The sequence below is a fragment of the Flavobacterium sinopsychrotolerans genome, assembly GCF_900110375.1.
Classification (GTDB): domain Bacteria; phylum Bacteroidota; class Bacteroidia; order Flavobacteriales; family Flavobacteriaceae; genus Flavobacterium; species Flavobacterium sinopsychrotolerans.
In genome coordinates this window covers 230,679-252,236 of record NZ_FODN01000003.1, presented here as the reverse complement: position 1 = coordinate 252,236, position 21,558 = coordinate 230,679, and the positions used below count along the sequence as shown (strand labels likewise).

Annotated in this window: 19 protein-coding genes; 16 read left to right on the top strand and 3 right to left on the bottom strand. The window is 33.1% G+C overall.

Annotation, left to right across the window (positions count from 1 at the left end; genetic code table 11):
• Entirely contained in the window at positions 1–291 is a 291-nt protein-coding gene (locus BMX64_RS08045) for a putative quinol monooxygenase (RefSeq protein WP_091169838.1), read from the top strand.
• Positions 292–382: 91 nt separating this feature from the next.
• Here the strand turns inward: BMX64_RS08045 and BMX64_RS08040 are convergent, their stop codons facing one another.
• Positions 383–1,927, bottom strand: coding sequence for a hypothetical protein (locus BMX64_RS08040; RefSeq protein ID WP_091169833.1), 1,545 nt, complete (start codon positions 1,925–1,927; stop codon positions 383–385).
• A gap of 154 nt (positions 1,928–2,081) precedes the next feature.
• On the opposite strand from BMX64_RS08040, the gene BMX64_RS08035 reads away from it, so the two are divergent.
• The 14 genes from BMX64_RS08035 (at position 2,082) to BMX64_RS07970 (ending at position 18,080) form a co-directional block, all read left to right on the top strand.
• Positions 2,082–3,257: a 2-isopropylmalate synthase gene (locus tag BMX64_RS08035; protein ID WP_091170178.1), complete on the top strand. Its 1,176-nt coding sequence runs from the start codon at positions 2,082–2,084 to the stop codon at positions 3,255–3,257.
• A gap of 38 nt (positions 3,258–3,295) precedes the next feature.
• The gene (gene leuB, locus BMX64_RS08030; protein ID WP_091169829.1) at positions 3,296–4,411 is read left to right on the top strand and encodes a 3-isopropylmalate dehydrogenase; all 1,116 of its coding nucleotides are present in this window, start codon (positions 3,296–3,298) and stop codon (positions 4,409–4,411) included.
• Positions 4,412–4,475: 64 nt separating this feature from the next.
• Entirely contained in the window at positions 4,476–6,149 is a 1,674-nt protein-coding gene (ilvD, locus tag BMX64_RS08025) for a dihydroxy-acid dehydratase (RefSeq protein WP_091169826.1), read from the top strand.
• A 75-nt stretch (positions 6,150–6,224) separates the two neighbouring features.
• The gene (ilvB, locus tag BMX64_RS08020; RefSeq protein WP_091169821.1) at positions 6,225–7,919 is read left to right on the top strand and encodes a biosynthetic-type acetolactate synthase large subunit; all 1,695 of its coding nucleotides are present in this window, start codon (positions 6,225–6,227) and stop codon (positions 7,917–7,919) included.
• Positions 7,920–7,999: 80 nt separating this feature from the next.
• The gene (ilvN, locus tag BMX64_RS08015) at positions 8,000–8,533 is read left to right on the top strand and encodes an acetolactate synthase small subunit (protein ID WP_091169819.1); all 534 of its coding nucleotides are present in this window, start codon (positions 8,000–8,002) and stop codon (positions 8,531–8,533) included.
• A 56-nt stretch (positions 8,534–8,589) separates the two neighbouring features.
• On the top strand, positions 8,590–10,059 hold the full coding sequence (ilvC, locus tag BMX64_RS08010) for a ketol-acid reductoisomerase (RefSeq protein ID WP_091169815.1): 1,470 nt from the start codon (positions 8,590–8,592) through the stop codon (positions 10,057–10,059).
• A 525-nt stretch (positions 10,060–10,584) separates the two neighbouring features.
• The gene (gene acs / locus BMX64_RS08005; RefSeq protein WP_091169811.1) at positions 10,585–12,492 is read left to right on the top strand and encodes an acetate--CoA ligase; all 1,908 of its coding nucleotides are present in this window, start codon (positions 10,585–10,587) and stop codon (positions 12,490–12,492) included.
• A gap of 145 nt (positions 12,493–12,637) precedes the next feature.
• Positions 12,638–13,765: an NAD(P)/FAD-dependent oxidoreductase gene (locus tag BMX64_RS08000; protein ID WP_091169807.1), complete on the top strand. Its 1,128-nt coding sequence runs from the start codon at positions 12,638–12,640 to the stop codon at positions 13,763–13,765.
• Positions 13,766–14,476: a methyltransferase domain-containing protein gene (locus BMX64_RS07995; protein WP_091169803.1), complete on the top strand. Its 711-nt coding sequence runs from the start codon at positions 13,766–13,768 to the stop codon at positions 14,474–14,476.
• Positions 14,473–15,525, top strand: a complete 1,053-nt coding sequence (locus BMX64_RS07990) for a type III polyketide synthase (protein ID WP_091170175.1) — start codon at positions 14,473–14,475, stop codon at positions 15,523–15,525. Before BMX64_RS07995 ends, BMX64_RS07990 begins: the two co-directional genes overlap by 4 nt.
• 16 nt (positions 15,526–15,541) lie before the next feature.
• The gene (locus BMX64_RS07985; protein ID WP_091169800.1) at positions 15,542–15,976 is read left to right on the top strand and encodes a 3-hydroxyacyl-ACP dehydratase FabZ family protein; all 435 of its coding nucleotides are present in this window, start codon (positions 15,542–15,544) and stop codon (positions 15,974–15,976) included.
• A complete protein-coding gene (locus BMX64_RS07980) occupies positions 15,977–17,248 on the top strand; it encodes a beta-ketoacyl-[acyl-carrier-protein] synthase family protein (protein ID WP_091169796.1) in 1,272 nt (423 codons plus the stop codon). It begins immediately after the preceding gene.
• Positions 17,249–17,302: 54 nt separating this feature from the next.
• A complete protein-coding gene (locus BMX64_RS07975) occupies positions 17,303–17,563 on the top strand; it encodes an acyl carrier protein (RefSeq protein WP_091169793.1) in 261 nt (86 codons plus the stop codon).
• A 25-nt stretch (positions 17,564–17,588) separates the two neighbouring features.
• On the top strand, positions 17,589–18,080 hold the full coding sequence (locus BMX64_RS07970) for a 4'-phosphopantetheinyl transferase family protein (RefSeq protein WP_091169789.1): 492 nt from the start codon (positions 17,589–17,591) through the stop codon (positions 18,078–18,080).
• A gap of 29 nt (positions 18,081–18,109) precedes the next feature.
• On the opposite strand, the gene BMX64_RS07965 is transcribed toward BMX64_RS07970, so the two are convergent.
• Together BMX64_RS07965 and BMX64_RS07960 are read right to left on the bottom strand one after the other, a co-directional pair.
• A complete protein-coding gene (locus BMX64_RS07965; RefSeq protein WP_091169786.1) occupies positions 18,110–18,706 on the bottom strand; it encodes a 3'-5' exonuclease in 597 nt (198 codons plus the stop codon).
• 2 nt (positions 18,707–18,708) lie between these two features.
• Positions 18,709–20,625, bottom strand: a complete 1,917-nt coding sequence (locus tag BMX64_RS07960) for a DUF294 nucleotidyltransferase-like domain-containing protein (protein WP_091169783.1) — start codon at positions 20,623–20,625, stop codon at positions 18,709–18,711.
• A gap of 184 nt (positions 20,626–20,809) precedes the next feature.
• Between BMX64_RS07960 and BMX64_RS07955 the strand changes: the two genes are divergently transcribed.
• Positions 20,810–21,316: a DUF2911 domain-containing protein gene (locus tag BMX64_RS07955; protein ID WP_091169779.1), complete on the top strand. Its 507-nt coding sequence runs from the start codon at positions 20,810–20,812 to the stop codon at positions 21,314–21,316.
• Positions 21,317–21,558: the final 242 nt, after the last annotated feature.

Sequence of the window (21,558 nt, the reverse complement as noted above, 5' to 3'; positions counted from 1 at the left end):
ATGGCAATCAATCTAACCGTCATCCTAAAAAGCAAGCCGGAAAGTGTGGATACATTGAAATCACTTTTACTGGATTTGGTTCAAAAATCGACTAAAGAAGCTGCTTGTTTGCAGTACGATTTACATCAAAGTATGGAAGAATCAACTATTTTTATTTTTCATGAAGTATGGGAAAATGAGGCGGGATTGAAGATTCATAATGAGCAATCGTACCTTATTTCTTTTTTTGAAAAAGTGAAACCATTGTTACAAGAAGCGCCTATAGTTTACCGAACGGACAAATTAGCGTAATAATTGAGATATTTTTATTCGATATTTCAATTGTGAAAAAATATCATTTAACAAAAAGGAGGTTTTGAACCTCCTTTAGTCATATAAAGTCTTATCGACTAATCAATTTTGCTTTTTCCTTAATAATAGTACTGATTTTTCGGTTTTCAATTTTGCTTTCCAGCCAAGAAATAATATCGAGATAAAGGAAAGCTCTTTTTTCGTAAGTATTTTTTTCCAATTCAATAAAACGCGCTCTCATTTTTACAAATTCCTTTTTGATATCTGTTGGATAAATGGAGTTTAAATTCTTCAAAAACTTAATGATTTCTTTTTGCACTTCATGTAAATCATTCATTTTGATTAGGAATTTATAGGTGTTCTTCAATTGATTTTCCAGATAATAATCTTTCCCTAATTCATAATGCGCAATCAAACAAAGTATTCTGGCGAAACACATCAAATCTTCTCGCATCGAAAGATTTTTGTTGTTTATGATTTTCTCTAAATAAAAGATACACTCCGCATATTTTTCGTTCCCAAAATAAATTGACGCAAATTTATAATAGAACAACATTTCGTGATGTTCATCAAGGTGGTCAGAGTGAATTTTTAATTTATTTAATACTTCAGGAATTAAGTATTCGCTTTCGGCAAAAGTACCTTCCAGAATATGGTAATTCAATTTATTATTATAGACATATAAAAATGATAAAGACGCAATGTTATCATTCACGGGAAAATGGGAATCTTTGATGGTATTTTCCAGCAGCGCTAAATATTTTTTAAATTTAGATTTGTACTTTAACATATATAAAGATTCTAATAAATAATGGTTTCCTTTAAGGAAAAACACAGGATTTAAATGAATCATACTTGGATTATCATAAAACAGCGTCACCCATTTTAAAGAATATTTATAGCAGGAAAGAAAATCCTGCACCAGAAAACTTCTCCAAAGATTGGCGTTATAAAACCAGTATTTTTCCCTAAATCCGAATTTTTTCTCATCAAATTTAGAAATATGCTTATGGAAATAATCGTCTATATATTTATATTCTTCGTCACTTTTTACATAACCCGTTTTAAGCATTATACCATACAATTGCAGGGATAAGTTAGATAATTTACTGGAAATGGTATTGCGATAATTTAATTCTTTAGCTTGAACGACTAATTCATCTGCGCGTCCTTGAATACTTCGGGTGATGTATTGTGATTCGATAAGTTTTTCGAATTCTACAATTTCATAAGCCATCAGTTTTTCGTCATTCTCTAAAGCTAAAATTTTTGTTTTATCCAAAATTTTTAAACTCTGCTTGTATAACCCTTTATTGTACAATATGGCAGCAAAATCAATTTGTTCTCTCAGCTGATACCGAATGTTCTGGCTGGGAATATTCAGTCGGATGCTCACTAAAATTTGTTTATACAAGTACGATTTTAGATTCGATAATTGTACTTTTTTAATGATACCGCTTTTCAGAATAAGTTTCTCATCATAGATTTCAGATTTGTCTAAAATATTGAATAATTCGATGAATTTTGTATTGGAACTGGTTTCCAATCGGCTTGCAAAAATCTTGAATTGTCTTTTTTCAGATTTTGAAAGTGATTTTATTAATACAAATAAGAAATCTTTTTGATGGTTAGCCATTGTAGAATATAGTAACTTAATTTACTGTTAATCAAATAGTTGTAAAGTTATTGTTTGCTTTATAAGCAGTATATTTCATTAAATTGAGTTTTATAATAAAGTAATGAAAGATATTTTTGTTATCAAGTTGTGAAATTACATTAAATAAATGAAAATGAATAGAGAGAAAGTTCAAATTTTTGATACCACTTTGAGAGATGGCGAACAGGTCCCAGGATGTAAGTTAGATACCAATCAAAAACTCGTTATAGCAAATCGACTGGATGAAATGGGTGTTGACATCATCGAAGCTGGTTTTCCTGTGTCAAGTCCAGGTGATTTTTTATCTGTTTCAGAAATAAGTAAGGTTGTTAAAAATGCTATTGTTTGCGGATTAACAAGAGCAGTGAAAAATGATATTGATGTTGCGGCTCAGGCATTAAAATATGCAAAAAGACCTCGTATACATACTGGAATAGGAACTTCGGAATCACATATTGTACACAAATTAAATACAACCAGAGAAGATATTATTGCCCGAGCAAAATTTGCTGTTTCACATGCTAAATCATATGTTGAAGATGTTGAATTTTATGCCGAAGATGCAGGCAGAACGGACAATGAATTCTTGGCTATAGTCTGTGAAGAAGTCATTAAATCAGGTGCAACTGTACTTAATATTCCAGATACAACGGGTTATTGTTTGCCAGAAGAATATGGTGCAAAAATCAAGTATTTAAAAGAAAACGTAAAAGGAATTGAAAACGTAATCTTGTCTTGTCATTGTCATAATGATTTAGGAATGGCGACAGCTAATTCAATTGCAGGAGCCGTGAATGGAGCCAGACAAATAGAATGTACGATAAATGGAATAGGCGAAAGAGCCGGAAATACTGCTCTTGAAGAAGTCGTAATGATTTTCAAACAACATCCTTATTTGAATTTATATACTGATATTGATACAAAACAGTTAAACGAAATGAGTCGTTTGGTTTCTGAAAGTATGGGAATGATGGTACAACCCAATAAAGCCATTGTTGGAGCGAATGCCTTTGCCCACAGCTCCGGAATTCATCAAGATGGTGTGATAAAAAACAGAGCTACTTATGAAATCATGGATCCTTTAGATGTAGGTGTCAATGAATCCTTAATTGTTTTGACCGCCAGAAGTGGTAGAGCAGCATTAGCTTACAGATCCAAAAAAGTTGGATACGAACTTACAAAAGTGCAATTAGATATTGTTTATGTTGAATTTTTAAAGTTCGCCGACATTAAAAAAGAAGTGCTGGATGACGATATTCATCAAATAATTGAAGCCTGTAAAATGAATAAGGAATTAATCCTTAACTAAAATATTTTGATTTCTAATAAAATCTAAATCCTACTATTATGAACTTAAAAATAGCAGTACTTTCAGGAGACGGAATAGGTCCAGAGGTAATCTTACAAGCAAAAAAAGCATTGTATGCAGTAGGTGTGGTGTTTGATCATGAGTTTGTTTTTGAAGATGCTTTAATTGGCGCCATTGCTGTTGAAAAGACCGGAACACCATTACCAGAGCAAACATTAAATCTTTGTTTGAATACAGATGCCATATTATTTGGAGCTGTTGATGACTCAAAATATGATGCTGTTTCAGATTCGAAATTGCGTCCTATACAAGGATTATTAAAATTGAGACAAGAGTTGGGATTGTATGCCAATATAAGACCTATTAAACCATACAACGACTTATTAGATTTGTCGCCTTTGAAAAGAAAAATAATCGAAGGTGCTGATTTTATAATTTTTAGAGAAATTTCTGGAGGATCTTATTTCAGCGAAAAAAAGACCAATGAACAAGGAACTTTAGCCTCTGATTTATGTGAATATTCAGAAGAAGAAATAATTAGAATCAGTCATTTGGCTTTCAGAACAGCTCAAAAAAGAAAGAAAAAGGTGACTTTGGTTGATAAAGCCAGTATCCTTGAAACGTCAAGATTGTGGAGAAAAGTAGTAACAGAAATTGCGGAAGGATATCCTGATGTTTCGCTAGAATATCTTTTGGTCGATAATGCTGCAATGCAAATCATAATTAATCCAAAACAATTTGACGTCATTTTGACCGAAAATTTATTTGGTGATATTCTATCGGATGAAGCGAGTGTTATTACAGGTTCAATTGGATTATTGCCATCCGCATCACTAGGAAACTCAAGCGCACTTTTTGAGCCTATTCACGGCTCTTATCCGGAAGCCAAAAGAAAGAATATTGCAAATCCTATTGCTTCGATAGTTTGTGCAGCGATGCTTTTGGAACATTTCGGTCTTCATATCGAATCTCAAAAAGTATACGAGGCGGTACATAAAGCAATCGAATTAAATGTTGTCACAGCCGATTTGAATCCGTATTCAAAATTTGGTACCAATGAAGTGGGAGACTTTATCTCAAATTACATTTTAAGTAAAGACGACTTATATTTTAAAAGTGACAATGTCTATATAGGCCAATCGACCATAGTTTAAAAATAAATAATTGATGTTACCTATAATTTTTCAGAAAAACATATTACCTACAAACTAACACATAATGGAATTAAATAAATACAGCAAGACTATTACTCAAGATGAAACACAACCAGCCTCTCAGGCCATGTTGTACGGAATTGGATTAACTGAAGAAGATCTTAAAAAAGCGCAGATAGGAATTGTGAGTATGGGTTATGATGGAAACCCTTGTAATATGCATTTAAATGATTTGGCTAAAGATATTAAGACTGGCGTCTGGGCAGTAGATTTAGTTGGTTTGATTTTTAATACTATTGGTGTCAGTGACGGTATTTCAAATGGAAATGATGGAATGCGTTTTTCTTTGGTTTCTCGTGATGTAATTGCAGATTCTATTGAAACAGTTATGGGAGCACAATGGTATGACGGAATGATAGCTGTTCCGGGTTGTGATAAAAATATGCCAGGAGCCTTAATGGCTATGGGTAGAGTCAATCGTCCTTCTATTATGGTTTATGGAGGTTCTATTCACCCAGGTAAATGGAAAGGTGAAGATTTGAATATTGTTTCTGCTTTTGAAGCATTAGGAAAAAAATTCAATAACACTATTACACCTGAAGATTTTAAAGGTGTGATTCAAAATGCTTGTCCAGGTGCAGGTGCTTGTGGTGGAATGTATACTGCTAATACCATGTCATCTGCGATTGAAGCTTTAGGAATGAGTTTGCCTTATAGTTCTTCTAATCCTGCTTTGAGTCCAGAAAAGAAACAAGAATGTGCTGATGCTGGTAAAGCCATCAGAATATTATTGGAAAAAGATATTAAGCCTAGAGACATTATGACTCGTAAAGCATTCGAAAATGCGATTACAATTGTGGCTGTTTTAGGAGGTTCTACTAATGCGGTTATGCACTTAATTGCAATGGCACACTCAGTAGGCGTTGATCTTACCTTAAAAGATTTCCAAGATATTAGTGATAAAACTCCATTACTTGCTGACTTGAAGCCAAGCGGTAAATACTTAATGGAAGACTTACATAATGTAGGTGGAGTTCCAGGAGTAATGAAATATTTATTGAAAGAAGGTTTCTTACATGGAGATTGTTTAACGGTAACCGGAAAAACAATTGCTGAAAACTTAGCTTCTGTTCCTGATTTGAATGATGGACAACAAGTGATTCATGAAATCCAAAAAGCATTAAAAGCTACTGGAAATATTCAAATTTTATACGGAAACATTGCTTCGGAAGGTTGTGTGGCTAAAATTAGCGGCAAAGAAGGTGAGTTTTTTGAAGGTACAGCAGTAGTTTTTGAAAACGAGCATGATGTGATTAAAGGAATTAGAGGTGGCGAAGTAAAACCAGGAAATGTGGTTGTTATTAGATATTGTGGCCCAAAAGGAGGTCCGGGAATGCCTGAAATGCTTAAACCAACATCCGCAATTATGGGAGCTGGCTTAGGAAGTACTGTCGCTTTAATTACTGATGGACGTTTTTCGGGAGGTTCTCACGGTTTCGTAGTAGGACACGTTACACCAGAAGCCTATGAAGGCGGAGGAATTGCTTTAATAGAAAACGGAGATGTGATTTCAATTGATGCTGTGAAAAATACTATCAATATGAAAATATCTGACGAAGAATTCGCAAAACGTAAAGCCAATTGGAAAAAACCAGAATCACCAATTAAACAAGGAGTGTTACTTAAATATATTCGTTCGGTCACAAGTGCCTCTGAAGGATGTGTAACTGATAAATAATTTTCAATAAAGAAGAGATAGAAATAAGATATTTTAAATAGATGTTTCTAATTCTAAAAAATAATAAACGTACCCATGGGAACAAATAAAATATCCGGCGCCGAAGCCGTTATTAGATGCTTATTAGAAGAAGGAGTAGATTTGGTTTATGGCTATCCAGGTGGCGCTATAATGCCAGTTTACGACGAGTTATATAAATTTAAAGATCAATTACACCATGTTTTAGTGCGTCATGAACAAGGAGCTACACATGCTGCGCAAGGTTTTGCAAGAGCAACAGGAAAAGTGGGAGTGGCGATTGCAACTTCGGGGCCGGGAGCAACAAATTTAGTCACAGGTATTGCTGATGCGCAAATCGATTCGACTCCTATGGTCTGTATTACAGGACAAGTAGGAAAGCATTTACTAGGGTCTGATGCTTTTCAAGAAACAGATATCATTGGAATTTCGACTCCGGTAACCAAATGGAATTATCAAATTACCGAAGCTTCAGAAATTCCTGAAATAATGGCAAAAGCATTTTACATCGCTAAATCGGGTCGTCCGGGTCCAGTATTAATTGATATTACAAAAAATGCTCAGTTTGACGAAATTGAGTTCAGCTATAAAAAATGCACCAGTATTAGAAGCTACAATCCGAAACCAGTTTTAAATATTGATAAGGTTAAGGAAGCAGCTGAAATAATTAATACTGCTAAAAAGCCATTTATCATATTTGGTCAAGGAGTAATTCTTAGTGAAGCGGAAGCCGAGTTAAAAGCTTTGGTTGAAAAATCAGGAATTCCGGCTGCTTGGACTATTTTAGGACTTTCGGCAATGCCAACAGATCATCCATTAAATGTTGGAATGGTGGGAATGCACGGAAATTATGGCCCTAATGTTTTGACGAATGAATGTGATGTTTTAATAGCACTAGGAATGCGTTTTGACGATCGTGTTACTGGAAATTTAGCCACTTATGCAAAACAAGCCAAAGTAATTCATTTTGAAATTGATCCGGCAGAAATAGATAAAAATGTAAAAACTACGGTAGCTGTTTTGGCTGACTTAAAAGAGTCTTTAACAGCTTTACTTCCTATAATTGAAAGTAACTCTCATGAAGCTTGGCACAATGAATTCAAAGAGAAATATGAAATAGAATTAGAAGCGGTAATCAATGACGAGTTAAAACCAAAGAGAGAAGGAATTTCTATGGGAGAAACGATTGAAATGATTAATAAACATTCTAAAGGAGATGCCATTATGGTTTCGGATGTGGGACAACACCAAATGTTTGCTTGTCGTTATGCCAAATTCAATTCGACAAAAAGTAATGTAACATCAGGTGGTTTAGGAACTATGGGATTTGCTTTACCGGCTGCAATTGGGGCCAAAATGGGAATGCCAAATCGTGAAGTGGTAGCTATAATTGGTGATGGAGGTTTTCAAATGACTATTCAGGAATTAGGAACTATTTTCCAGACCAAAGTTCCTGTGAAAATTGTGGTATTAAACAACGAATTTTTAGGAATGGTTCGTCAGTGGCAACAATTGTTTTTTGACAAAAGATACGCTTCTACGGAAATGATCAATCCTAATTTTATAGCCATTGCTGAAGGCTATTATATCAAAGCGAAAAAAGTAACCAAAAGAGAAGATTTAGATGCTGCCGTTGCTGAAATGATGGCCTCAAAAGAATCGTATTTCCTCGAAGTTATGGTAGAAAAAGAAAATAACGTATTCCCAATGATTCCAACTGGAGCATCGGTTTCGGACATTCGTTTGTCCTAAAATAGTTTAAAGTTTAAAGTTGTTGGAACCCGAAAATAATGTTGCGCAAATTTAAACGATAAAACTTTAAACATAAAAAAATGGAAAATAAAACATTCACCATTTCTGTTTATTCAGAAAACAACGTTGGCTTATTAAACAGAATATCTGGAATATTCTTGAAACGCCATATCAATATTTTGAGTTTAAATGTATCCGAATCTGAAATTGAAAATGTTTCCAGATTTATCATTGTAGTCAACACCACCGAAAAATGGGTGCAAAATATAGTAGGACAAATCGAAAAACAAATTGAAGTCATCAAAGCATTTTATCATATTGATGAAGAAACTATTTTCTTGGAAAATGCATTATTCAAAATTGAGTCGAGCTTGCTTTTTGATGAAAAACAAATTCAGAATATAATTAAGGAAAGTCATTCTCAAATAGTTACGGTTGCCAGAGACTTTTTTGTGATTTCAAAATCTGGTCAACGTGCTGAAATAGAATCGTTATATGAAAAATTGAAACCTTTTGGAATCATGCAATTTGTGCGCTCCGGTAGAATATCAGTTTCCAAAGCAAAAATGGAAATTTCAACATTATTAGAAGAGCTTAAACAAGAACCTGTTTAGTTTTAAATTGCTAAACTTATCAATTATAAAATTTTACAATCATTAAATAATAAAAAATGGCAAATTATTTCAATTCATTACCACTTAGATTACAATTAGAACAATTAGGCGTTTGCGAATTCATGGACCAATCTGAATTTGTAAATGGAATAAAAGCTTTAGAAGGAAAAAAAGTAGTTATTGTAGGATGTGGAGCACAAGGTTTGAACCAAGGATTGAACATGAGAGATTCTGGATTGGATATTTCTTATGCATTGCGCGCAGATGCAATTTCAGAGCAAAGAGCTTCTTTCAAAAATGCTTCTGATAATGGATTCAAAGTAGGAACGTATGAAGAATTAATCCCAACAGCTGATTTGGTTTGTAACCTTACGCCAGACAAGCAACATACCGCTGTAGTTAAAGCGATTATGCCTTTGATGAAAAACGGATCAACTTTGGCTTATTCTCACGGTTTTAATATTGTTGAGGAAGGAATGCAAATTCGTAAAGACATCACTGTAATTATGTGTGCGCCAAAATGTCCAGGATCTGAAGTACGTGAAGAATATAAAAGAGGTTTTGGTGTACCAACTTTAATAGCGGTTCACCCAGAAAATAATCCAAACGGAGAAGGTTTCGAACAAGCAAAAGCGTATGCAGTTGCTACTGGTGGTCACAAAGCAGGAGTATTGAACTCTTCATTTGTAGCCGAAGTAAAATCGGATTTAATGGGAGAGCAAACCATTCTTTGTGGAATGTTACAAACAGGTTCTATTTTATGTTTCGATAAAATGGTTGAAAAAGGAATCGAGCCGGCTTATGCTTCAAAACTAATTCAATACGGTTGGGAAACAGTAACTGAAGCCTTGAAACATGGTGGAATTACAAATATGATAGATCGTTTATCAAATCCTGCAAAAATTGAAGCGTATGAATTAGCAGATGAATTAAAAGACATCATGCGTCCGTTGTTTCAAAAACACATGGATGATATTATTTCTGGTGAATTTTCAAGAAATATGATGATTGATTGGGCGAATGATGATATCAACTTATTGACTTGGAGAGCTGCAACTGCAGAAACTAACTTCGAAAAAACAGCTCCTACAACAGCACATATTTCAGAACAAGAGTATTTTGACAATGGAGTTTTGATGATTGCAATGGTAAAAGCAGGTGTAGAATTGGCTTTTGAAACCATGACGCAAACAGGAATCATTGAAGAATCAGCCTATTATGAGTCTTTACACGAATTGCCTTTGATTGCCAATACAGTAGCCAGAAAAAAATTATATGAAATGAACCGAATCATTTCTGACACGGCAGAATATGGTTGTTATTTATTTGACCATGCTTGTAAACCGTTATTAACTGATTTCATGAAAACGGTAGATACTAATGTAATAGGAAAACCTTTTTCAACATCAAATGGAGTAGATAATGCGGTTCTTATCGCCGTAAATAAAAGCATTCGTCAGCATCCAATTGAGGAAGTAGGGGAATGGTTGAGAGAATCAATGACTGCTATGAAAAAAATAGGATAATATACAGAAATTACCACACAAGAGGGTGTGTTGGGATTAGCACTATATCATTAGATTTCATAATATCTTGGATTAGTTAAAAATATTAAAAAAGATAAATAGATATGGATGCTTTTACATTCGCTTAACTTTAAACAAGTTTAAGGTTAAGTGAAGTAATCCCTATGAAACACATTGGGAAGTAGTAGAAATAGACCTGTTTATTTTCTAAATAAATATGCTAAAAAATTAGTAATAGTATTCCTTGATTGAAACGAAATTGTTTTGGGTGATTATTGTTCAAAAAATCATCGTTTATGGTATTAAAATAATTGTTGTTAAATTTTGTTGATACAAAGGTGGGATAGATTTAAATCTGTCTCGCCTTTTTGTATTTTATAAATTTCGTTAAAAACAATAAAAATCAAACAAATTAGTATTAAAAGTACTTTTTTATTTATAAATCTGTTTTTTTTTATAACTATTTATAATTTAAATAATTTTAAGAATAGCGAGAGATTTAATACTTTTATAAAAAATTATAACATGAGCTACTACAAAATTGAAAATCTAGAACAATATTTTAAACATTACAATAAATCAGTTCGTGAACCTAGAAAATTTTGGGGTAAAATAGCAGAAGAAAATTTCACTTGGTACCAACAATGGGACAAAGTGGTTGAGTTTAATATGGCTGATGCCGATATCAAATGGTTTACGGAAGCAAAAGTCAATATTGTAAAAAATTGTATTGACAGACATCTTGCTAAAAGAGGAGAAAAAACAGCAATTATTTTCGAACCAAATGACCCTTCAGAAGCAGCATTGCATATAACTTATAATGAATTGCATCAACGTGTTTGCAAAATGGCAAATGTATTGCGTGAACAAGGCATAAAAAAAGGAGATAGAGTTTGTATTTATTTACCAATGATTCCTGAATTAGCCGTTTCAGTATTGGCTTGTGCCAGAATTGGAGCCATACATTCTGTTGTTTTTGCAGGATTTTCAGCATCGGCAGTTGCTACGCGTATAAATGATAGTGAGTGTAAAATGGTTATCACCTCAGATGGCGGTTTTCGTGGAAACAAAACGATTGACTTAAAAGGAATAATTGATGAAGCATTAGAAAAATGTCCTTGTGTAGAAAAAGTTTTAGTTGCCAAAAGAATTCATTCCGATATCATTATGATAGAAGGGCGTGATCAATGGTTACAACCGCTATTAGATCAAGCTTCAGATAATAATGTTGCTGAAATCATGGATGCTGAGGATCCATTATTTATACTGTACACTTCCGGTTCTACTGGAAAACCAAAGGGAATGGTGCATACTACAGCTGGTTATATGGTGTACACGGCTTATACTTTTAAGAATGTTTTCAATTATGAAGAAAATGATGTTTTTTGGTGTACTGCCGATATCGGTTGGATTACCGGACATTCGTATATTCTTTATGGACCATTATTGAACGGTGCAACTACAGTAATTTTTGAAGGAGTTCCTTCGTATCCTGACTTTAGTCGCTTTTGGGAAGTAATCGAAAAACATAAAGTGACACAGTTTTATACGGCACCAACTGCTATTCGTGCCTTGGCAAAAGAAAATATAAAATTTGTACAAAAATATCCATTGAAGTCGCTTAAAGTAATTGGATCAGTAGGTGAACCAATCAATGAAGAAGCTTGGCACTGGTATAATGATCACGTGGGAGATAAAAGATGCCCTGTTGTAGATACGTGGTGGCAAACAGAAACGGGAGGAATTATGATTTCGCCAATTGCTTTTGTAACCCCAACAAAACCAACATACGCTTCGTTACCGTTACCGGGAATCCAACCCGTTTTGATGGACGAAAAGCGCAACGAAATTGAAGGCAACCAAGTCACTGGAAGTTTGTGTATTAAATTTCCTTGGCCGGGAATTGCCAGAACCATTTGGGGTGATCACCAGCGCTATAAAGACACGTATTTCTCTGCTTTTCCAGGTAAATATTTTACAGGAGACGGAGCTTTACGTGATGAAGTAGGGTATTATAGAATTACGGGTCGTGTAGATGATGTGGTAATTGTTTCAGGTCATAATCTGGGAACAGCACCAATAGAAGACGCGATTAATGAGCATCCAGCCGTTGCTGAATCAGCAATCGTAGGTTTCCCACACGATATTAAAGGAAATGCTTTATATGGTTTTGTTATTCTTAAAGAAACTGGAGAAACAAGAAATAAAGAAAACCTTACCAAAGAAATTAATCAACACATATCAGATCATATTGGACCGATTGCAAAATTAGATAAAATCCAATTTGTTTCTGGTTTGCCAAAAACCCGTTCGGGAAAAATCATGAGACGAATTCTAAGAAAGATTGCGGAAGGAGATTATTCTAATTTTGGAGATACGTCGACCTTACTAAATCCCGAAATTGTAGAGGAAATAAAAGAAGGAAAACTATAAATTAATTAAAAGCCATTTTTAAAAACGGCTTTTTTTTTGAATATAAAATATGAAATTAGGACTTATTCAATATCAAATAATTATGTAAGTTTTATATGAAATAATATAGTTACTTTCTCAAACAAATCCATAAATTTACTTCTATATGAAAAACAATGAAGTTTTAATTATTGGTGGTGGATTAGCAGGATTGACTGCGGCTATACATTTATCTAAATTAGGACTTCAAGTTACAGTTATCGAAAAAAATAGTTATCCAAAACATAAAGTTTGTGGCGAATATATATCTAATGAGGTTGAACCGTATCTCAATTGGTTGGATTTAAAAATAAGCGATTTAAAACCTACACACATTACAAAACTTGAATTTTCAACAGCAAGCGGAAAAACAATTAAAAGTGTCCTGCCACTTGGAGGTTTTGGCATCAGTCGTTTTGCTTTAGACGAATATTTGTATAAAAAAGCTCTTGAAAACGGATGCAAAATTATTCAAGACAATGTTGAAAATATACTATTTAAAGACAATCAATTTATAGTTACTACTAATAATAGCATTTTAAAATCAGAAATAGTTATTGGCGCTTTTGGCAAACGTTCCAATGTAGATCAAAAGATGAATCGTGATTTTATTCATAAAAAATCATATTGGTTAGCGGTCAAAGCACATTATTCTGGAGATTTTCCAAATGATGTAGTTGGACTACATAATTTCAAAGGAGGATATTGTGGTGTTTCTAAAGTAGAAAATAATAGGATTAACATCTGTTATTTAGCCGATTATAAAACTTTTAAACAGTTCAAAAATATAGAAGAATATCAGAACAGTATCGTTTCTGAAAACCCTCATTTAAGAGTAATTTTCGAAGAAAGTAGTTTGCTTTTTGAAAAACCTTTAACCATAAGCCAAATATCTTTCGAAAAAAAACAAGTAGTTGAAAATCATATTTTAATGATTGGCGATACCGCAGGATTAATTCATCCTTTGTGCGGTAATGGAATGGCAATGGCAATTCATAGTGCCAAAATTGTTTCAGAATTAGTGCAGAAATATTATACCAATGAAATCAAATCCAGAAATGAACTGGAAGAAAAATACATTTACGAATGGAATTTAAATTTCAAAAAAAGACTTAAAACTGGCCGCTTTTTATCCAGTATTTTGCAAAAACCGAAACTTTCAGCCATATTGATGCGTATATTAATTATATTACCATTTTTATTACCAATTATTATTAAGAAAACGCACGGAAAACCAATCATTCTAAACTCCTAAATGACACTAAACACTAAATATAGAACTGATAAACCGGAAATCATGGATGATTTTGCCATGGAAGGCGAAATTTTGCGTGATGCTTTGGATAAAATAGCCAAAATTAACCAACTTTTAGGAGGAAATCAGTTAACTTTAAAAGGAGTACAAGAACTGATTCAGGATTCTAAAAAAAGGGAAATTGTAATTGTGGACGTTGGCTGTGGCAATGGCGATATGTTGAGGACTTTAGCTGATTTTGGACTTAAAAACGATCTGAAATTTCAGTTAATAGGTATCGATGCCAACAATTTTACAATTTCGCATGCACGAAAATTATCAGATAAATACGCTAATATTAGTTATCGTTGTGAAGATATTTTTAATGAATCATTTAATGATTTAAAGTATGATATTGTTTTATGTACTTTGACATTACATCATTTCAAAAATGATGAGATTGTACAATTATTAAAAGTTTTTTATACTAATGCAGCAATAGGAATTGTAATCAATGATTTACATCGAAGTGCGGTTGCTTATCGTTTGTTTCAAGCTTTATGTTTCGTATTTCAATTGAATGATATGTCTCGAGAAGACGGATTAACTTCAATTTTAAGAGGTTTTAAAAAAGAAGAGTTAATCGAATTTTCTAAAAAATTAAATTTTAAAAACTATAAAATTCATTGGAAATGGGCTTTTCGTTACCAATGGATAATTTCAAAAATATGAGTGTAAAAATCAAAACCGTAACCAAACAGTTACCTAAATATTCCAGAAATACAGATGAAATTATTCCTTTTTTGGATGCTTGGCTCGTTGGACAAGACGAGCGTTTCATTAGAAAAGTAAAGAAAATTTTTGAAGGTGCAGCAGTTGATAAACGGTATTCCATTATGGATCCAATTGAAGTGTTTACCAAAACTTCATTTGAGGAAAGAAACGATATTTATGTTCGTGAAGTGATTGATTTAGGCGAAAAAGTATTGGAAAAAGCGTTAGAAAAAGCCAGTTGGAATCCTGAAGATTTAGATTATATCATCACAGTAAGTTGCACTGGAATTATGATTCCGTCATTGGATGCTTATCTTATTAACAAGTTAAAATTGCGTCAGGATATTGTAAGGCTTCCCGTTACTGAAATGGGTTGTGCTGCCGGTATTTCAGGGATTATTTATGCTAAAAACTTTTTGCAGGCCAATCCGGGAAAACGCGCTGCTGTAATTGCAGTTGAAAGTCCAACAGCAACCTTTCAATTAGATGATTTTTCGATGGCAAATATCGTAAGTGCGGCGATTTTTGGAGATGGAGCAGCCTGCGTTTTACTTTCGTCACATGAAGATGATGAGGGACCGGAAATTGTATCAGAGGAGATGTATCATTTCTATGATAATATCCACATGATGGGTTTTAAACTCACCAATTCTGGTTTGCAAATGGTATTGGACATTGAAGTTCCAGAAACGATTGCTTCTCATTTTCCCGATATTATTCATCCATTTTTAGAAAAAAACAATTTAAAAATAGAAGATATTGATCATTTGATTTTTCATCCAGGAGGAAAGAAAATTGTCCAAACTGTTGAAAGTTTGTTTTCTAGTTTAGGTAAAAATATAGTCGATACTAAAGAAGTTTTGCGTTTGTATGGAAATATGTCAAGCGCAACGGTTTTATATGTTTTAGAGCGAATAATGGATGATCAGCCTAAAAAAGGAGAAAAAGGATTAATGCTGAGTTTTGGTCCGGGTTTTTCAGCCCAACGCGTTTTATTGCAGTTTTAAATCAGTGTTCAAAAATATGACTAACCAAGAAATTATATCAAAATTACCATATTCTAAGCCATTTTTGTTTGTGGATGAAATCGTCCAAATTGATGAAAATGGAGTAGAAGGAAACTATACTTTTGATGAAAGTCTTGATTTTTACAAAGGACATTTTAAAGATTATCCAGTAACTCCAGGAGTTATTTTAACGGAAGTTATGGCGCAAATTGGATTGGTTTGTTTAGGAATTTTTTTACTAAATGATACATTTAATAGAAATACATCAATTGCCTTAACATCAACAGAAATAGAGTTTTTAAAACCTGTTTTTCCTAAAGAAAAAGTGACCGTAATTTCAAAAAAAATATACTTTAGATTCGGAAAATTAAAATGTAAAATCATTATGAAAAATGAAAAAGGAGAAGAGGTTTGTACAGGAATAATTGCAGGAATGATAATTTCTAAATAAATGAAAAAACGTGTCGTAATTACTGGTCTTGGTGTTGTTGCTCCAAATGGAGCAGGGCTTGATGCTTTTACTCATGCCATCAAAAATGGAATTTCAGGAATAAAGCACGACGCTGAGTTGGAACGATTGCAGTTTTCTTGTCAAATAGCTGGAAAACCCAGTATTTCTACTGAACTGGCATTGCACTATTTCTCGGAACTAGAGTTGCGTAACTTCAATTCTACTGGGATTTTATACGGTGTAATTGCCGGAATTGACGCTTGGAAAGATGCAGGATTATATTTGGAAAATAATGAAGAACCGGATTGGGATAGCGGAACTATTTTTGGAACAGGAACTTCTGGAATTGATAAATTTCGCGAAAGTATTTACAAAATTGATGATTTTCAAACGAGAAGACTGGGAAGTACCGCCGTAGCTCAAACGATGAATAGTGGCGTGAGTGCTTATCTGGGCGGAAAATTAGGATTGGGAAACCAAGTCTCCACTAATTCGTCGGCTTGTACAACTGGAACCGAAAGTATTTTGATGGCGTATGAAAGGATAAAATCCGGTCAGGCCAAACGTATTTTAGCAGGAAGCACAAGCGATTCCGGACCATATATTTGGGGTGGCTTTGACGCGATGAAAGTCTGTACTTTTAAACATAATGAAAATCCGGAACAAGGCTCAAGACCAATGTCAGCAAGTGCTTCAGGATTTGTTCCCGGAAGTGGAGCAGGAGCTTTGGTTTTGGAAGATTTAGAAAGTGCGATTGCCCGAGGAGCTACAATCTATGCTGAAGTTTTAGGTGGAAACGTAAATTCCGGCGGACAACGCGGTTTAGGAACGATGACTGCTCCAAATCCTATTGCTGTGCAGAAATGTATTCAAAATGCTTTGGCAAATGCTGGAATTTCAGCCAATGAAATTGACGCAATCAACGGACATTTGACAGCCACATCAAAAGATAGTTTGGAAATTCAGAATTGGAGTGAAGCTTTAGGACGAAATGGAAAAGATTTCCCATACATAAACTCTTTGAAATCAATGGTAGGTCATTGTTTGTCCGGTGCGGGAAGTATAGAAAGTGTGGCTTCGGTATTGCAATTGCATCACGGATTTGTTTTTCCGAATATCAATTGTACCGATTTACATCCAGAAATTACAGCAATTATTGATGAATCGAGAATACCACAACAACTGATTGAAAAGGAATTAAATATAATTGCAAAGGCCAGTTTTGGTTTTGGAGATGTGAATGGATGTGTGATTTTTAAGAAATACATTTAATCAAAAAATTACAGCTAATCTCGAATTGAAAACATTAACAAAAAATAAAAAATTATGAATAAAGAACAAACAATTGAAGAATTAAAGAACATAGTAAAGCCGTATATTCAAAATCAAGAAGCTTTTGATGGCCTTACAGAAGATACTGATTTTATAAATGATTTGAAAATCAATTCTGCTAATTTAGTAGATGTGATTTTAGATATCGAAGAGAAATATGACATTGTAATTGATAATGAGGCTATGGAACGCATGGTTAATGTAAAAGCAGCAATGGAAATTATCGAGACTAAATTGTCAGAGAAAAATTCGTGAATTAGCAGTAAAAAGTCACTAAAAAATGATTGGAAACGACATAGTAGATTTGGCTTTAGCCAGAAAAGAAAGCAATTGGAAACGAGACCGATTTTTAGATAAAATCTTTACTGTAAAAGAGCAATTACTAATTGCCAATGCCGAAAATACAGAAATCATGATTTGGAATTTATGGAGCAGAAAGGAAGCTGCTTATAAAATCTATAATAGGGAAACAGGAATTCGTGGTTTTTTTCCTTTACAACTGGAATGTTTTTACGAAAATGCAACTTTGGGAACCGTTTCCATTAAAGGAAAAACATATTTTACCCAAAGCAAAATCGAAAACGATTCAATTTACACGATTGCTGTTGTCGAAAAAGAGTATTTCAAAAAAATTAAAAGCATTAATCCTGCTGTTGAAATTTTAAAAAAAAATAGAATCCCTTTTACAATTGATTGCAATTCAAAGATCGAAAAACCCGTTTCTATAAGCCATCATGGAAGGTTTTGGGAAGGAATAACTGTATTGGATTAAAAAATTATTGCAATTTTTGAGCGTAAATATTATTTTATTCCCAGTCTTGATTTTAATTTTAAAAATAACAAAGCGGTTTTATAGGCATCCTCAGCAGCTGAATTTCGGTCACTTACAGGAATGTTATAGGCAACACAAAGTTCTTCCAGAGAGAATTGTTTATCATTGATGTCATGTAGTTTTCTATGCATTACATCGATATCCAGCGCCTCATTTTTTAATCTTCCACAATCTAGTCGTTCTAAAGCTGCGTTGATCATTTCTACGTCAAAATCAATGTGATGTCCTACTAAAACTGAGTTTCCAATGAATTCAATGAATAATTTTATAGCTTCTGGTTCGCCTAATTTTTTCATTTTACTTTCAACTAAAAATTCGTTAGAAAGTCCATTATCATGGAAAAATTTATACTGCAATAAAATAGCCTCAAAATTATCTCCAATAACAATACTATTGTTGATTACGGCAAAAGAGCCTATTGATAAAATAACATCTTTATCTGGATTTAAGCCTGAAGTTTCTGTTGATAAAACCACAAAGCGAGATGATTTCTTCTCAAATTTAGAAACATACGTTTTCCAAAAATCAGGATATTCTTTGTTGATGTTTTTTAACCAGTCTAACATAATTATGAAAATTGAGTAAGTTGAAATTTACTTTTTATTAATTCTTCCAATTCTTTCATAGGGAGCAAAGCATTTTTCAATTTTTCTCTGTCAATTTTTGACAATTCCTCTAAATTTATGAATTGGCCTGAATCATCATTTTTTAAACCTTCTAAGGTTCGGAATTTTGATAAAGTCAAAAAAGCTTCGGCACAATTAAGATAGATTTCAGCATGTTTTGGGTCAATAATAGACAGCTGCTTGAATCGTTGAAACGTGTTATTAATTCCTCTTATGTCAAAATTTAAAGTAAATAAACGAGCACCATCAATCAAAGGCATTAAAGCACGCGTTTTGATATCAAATTTATCTTTATTCGGACCTTCTTCTTCTACATTAAATTTTTTGAAAAAAGTCAATGGAGAGTTTTTTCTCAAAGCATCATTTCCTAAGAAGTCAAAGAATAAAGTGTTGTTTTTGGCATTTTTAAAAACTACATTTCCAATAGCATCTTCAATTTTTTGTTCCCCAAAAGTGATTTCATAATCAAAGAAAATACTACTTAAATCATTACTGTTTTCACCAGGAGTATTCATCCAACTGTCGTATTGTTTGATCCAGTCCGTCAATGATTTACACCAAAGCATGTTGCTGCCCATATGGCCATTTGGACACAATTCATAGCCGATTTTTTCAAGAGATGCAGTAGTTTTTTTTCCAAGTTTAAGGAAATAGTCTTTTACCTCACGATATTTATCTGCTGCCACATCTTCAAAAATCAAAATACTGTCTTGATCAGTTAATAAAAGTTGTTCTTTTCTTCCTTGACTTCCAATGCTTAACCACGCAAAACGGGCAGGAGGGGAACCTAAATCTAAAATAGATAATTCTACGGAGCGTTTAATGATAGCCAAGTTAATTTCGCTTGCAATATTAAAAACGTGTGATAGCGGAATATTTTTGGAAATTGAAGTCTGAATCAGATCTGTTAAACGTTCTCGTATTTGTTTTAATTCTTTTGGAGATTGGCAACGTTTGATTTCTTTTATTAAGACTCCTGGATTATTGGCTTGAGCCACAATCAAATCGTGTTCGGATATGATTCCTTTTACATCAGATTTATCAGTTCCGTCCTGAGTTACACATAAATGCGTCACATTGTGTTTTAACATTAGTAATTGAGCTTCTGCAAGAGAAACATTCTCCACGACAGTAATAACCGGAGAGGACATAATTTTATCTACTGAAACGGTTACCGGATACCTGCCAGTGGCGATTTTCGAACGCATATCTGTATCGGTAATAATGCCCAAAGGAATATTATTATCACATACTACGATGTTATTTTTTAACGATTCGGTCATTAATTGAGCGACATCTTTTACAATAGCTGTCCCTGTTGTTTTTAAAGGAGCAGTATTGTAGGCTAAAGATTGAAAATATTGCATTTCCGATTGCTGATCCGAATAGAATACATTGTCAGATATTAATTTTCCGATTAAGTTTTCTTTATCTTTTGGATTGCGAGTGTTTACAGCAAAACTTTCCAATAAAAAATTTAAAACCTCAGAATTATTGGCTACAAAAGGGCGAAAAGTGCTTATTGGAATAGCATAAATGATACTTTCTTCTCTTGCTTTGGCAGTCATCATATAATTATTTTTGGCAAAAAACGGACGTAATCCAAAGATGTCTCCTGCAAAACACTTATTAAGTAAGGTTTCCTCGGCATCGGCAATAACAGACAGATTAATAGTTCCTGAAGCCACGACATAAAAACTATCGTGCAAAAGATCATTTACTTGAAACAATATTTTGTTTTTCTCCAAATTTACAACACGAATATTTGTGGCAATTTCAGATAACTCTTCAAATGATAAATGATTAAATGGAGAGTATTCTTTTAAAAAATCAGCAATGTGCTCAGCAATTGTATTCATAGTTTGTAAATAAATAATCTATATGGTTGTAAAAATAACAAATTTAAAAATTATAACACAGCCATTAATGCAGCAAAACAATTAAATTATACAATACTTAATTTTTTCATAAAATAAGTATCGATTTTAATAAACTAAATCAACTTGTTTTACATTTATTTGAAAAATTAAAACATTTTAAATCATGAAATTACTTAGAAAAATACATTTTTCGCTTTTTACATTATTGATTGTAAATTTTATGGCTGCACAAGGAAAGCCTTCCAGCAGTAAAGAAGTAGCAACCGGAAAAATTAATGGAGCTACAATTACAATCAATTATGGTAGTCCATCAGTCAACGGAAGAGAAATTTGGGGCGCATTAGTTCCGTTCAATCAAGTTTGGCGTGCTGGTGCAAATGATGCAACAACTTTTGAAACAGACAAAGAACTTACTGTTGAAGGATCAAAATTGCCTGCAGGGAAATATTCTTTCTTCATAATACCAAATGACAAAGAATGTGTAATCATTTTCAATAAAGAAGCGAAACAATGGGGCGCTTATAAATACAAAGAAAAAGAAGATCAATTAAGAGTTACGGTTAAGCAAAAAGTTGCTAAAGCGAAAACAGAAAAATTAGTTTATGTTATCGAAAAAAATACTGTTTCGTTGAATTGGGATAATTGGACAATACCATTTTCAGTAAAGTAAGTAGATAGATTTTTATAATTTCATAAACAGCATCTGCAATAGTAGATGCTGTTCTTATTTTATTGAATATGTAATCACTTTCATTTAAATATAAAATCTATTTTACATAATATAAATTATAGTTCATTTAAATACATTGCAATATTATAACTTTATAATTTACTTTTAATCTTCAAAATCTTATTTATGAAGTATCTATTTAAAACAAAAAGACACGAAAAATGATAATACATTATTCGTGT

Excerpts from the sequence above, each read along its gene's own strand:
- BMX64_RS08045 (WP_091169838.1), top strand. The coding sequence starts at position 1 with ATGGCAATCAATCTAACCGTCATCCTAAAAAGCAAGCCGGAAAGTGTG.
- BMX64_RS08040 (WP_091169833.1), bottom strand. The coding sequence starts at position 1,927 with ATGGCTAACCATCAAAAAGATTTCTTATTTGTATTAATAAAATCACTT.
- BMX64_RS08035 (WP_091170178.1), top strand. The coding sequence starts at position 2,082 with ATGAATAGAGAGAAAGTTCAAATTTTTGATACCACTTTGAGAGATGGC.
- leuB (WP_091169829.1), top strand. The coding sequence starts at position 3,296 with ATGAACTTAAAAATAGCAGTACTTTCAGGAGACGGAATAGGTCCAGAG.
- ilvD (WP_091169826.1), top strand. The coding sequence starts at position 4,476 with ATGGAATTAAATAAATACAGCAAGACTATTACTCAAGATGAAACACAA.
- ilvB (WP_091169821.1), top strand. The coding sequence starts at position 6,225 with ATGGGAACAAATAAAATATCCGGCGCCGAAGCCGTTATTAGATGCTTA.
- ilvN (WP_091169819.1), top strand. The coding sequence starts at position 8,000 with ATGGAAAATAAAACATTCACCATTTCTGTTTATTCAGAAAACAACGTT.
- ilvC (WP_091169815.1), top strand. The coding sequence starts at position 8,590 with ATGGCAAATTATTTCAATTCATTACCACTTAGATTACAATTAGAACAA.
- acs (WP_091169811.1), top strand. The coding sequence starts at position 10,585 with ATGAGCTACTACAAAATTGAAAATCTAGAACAATATTTTAAACATTAC.
- BMX64_RS08000 (WP_091169807.1), top strand. The coding sequence starts at position 12,638 with ATGAAAAACAATGAAGTTTTAATTATTGGTGGTGGATTAGCAGGATTG.
- BMX64_RS07995 (WP_091169803.1), top strand. The coding sequence starts at position 13,766 with ATGACACTAAACACTAAATATAGAACTGATAAACCGGAAATCATGGAT.
- BMX64_RS07990 (WP_091170175.1), top strand. The coding sequence starts at position 14,473 with ATGAGTGTAAAAATCAAAACCGTAACCAAACAGTTACCTAAATATTCC.
- BMX64_RS07985 (WP_091169800.1), top strand. The coding sequence starts at position 15,542 with ATGACTAACCAAGAAATTATATCAAAATTACCATATTCTAAGCCATTT.
- BMX64_RS07980 (WP_091169796.1), top strand. The coding sequence starts at position 15,977 with ATGAAAAAACGTGTCGTAATTACTGGTCTTGGTGTTGTTGCTCCAAAT.
- BMX64_RS07975 (WP_091169793.1), top strand. The coding sequence starts at position 17,303 with ATGAATAAAGAACAAACAATTGAAGAATTAAAGAACATAGTAAAGCCG.
- BMX64_RS07970 (WP_091169789.1), top strand. The coding sequence starts at position 17,589 with ATGATTGGAAACGACATAGTAGATTTGGCTTTAGCCAGAAAAGAAAGC.
- BMX64_RS07965 (WP_091169786.1), bottom strand. The coding sequence starts at position 18,706 with ATGTTAGACTGGTTAAAAAACATCAACAAAGAATATCCTGATTTTTGG.
- BMX64_RS07960 (WP_091169783.1), bottom strand. The coding sequence starts at position 20,625 with ATGAATACAATTGCTGAGCACATTGCTGATTTTTTAAAAGAATACTCT.
- BMX64_RS07955 (WP_091169779.1), top strand. The coding sequence starts at position 20,810 with ATGAAATTACTTAGAAAAATACATTTTTCGCTTTTTACATTATTGATT.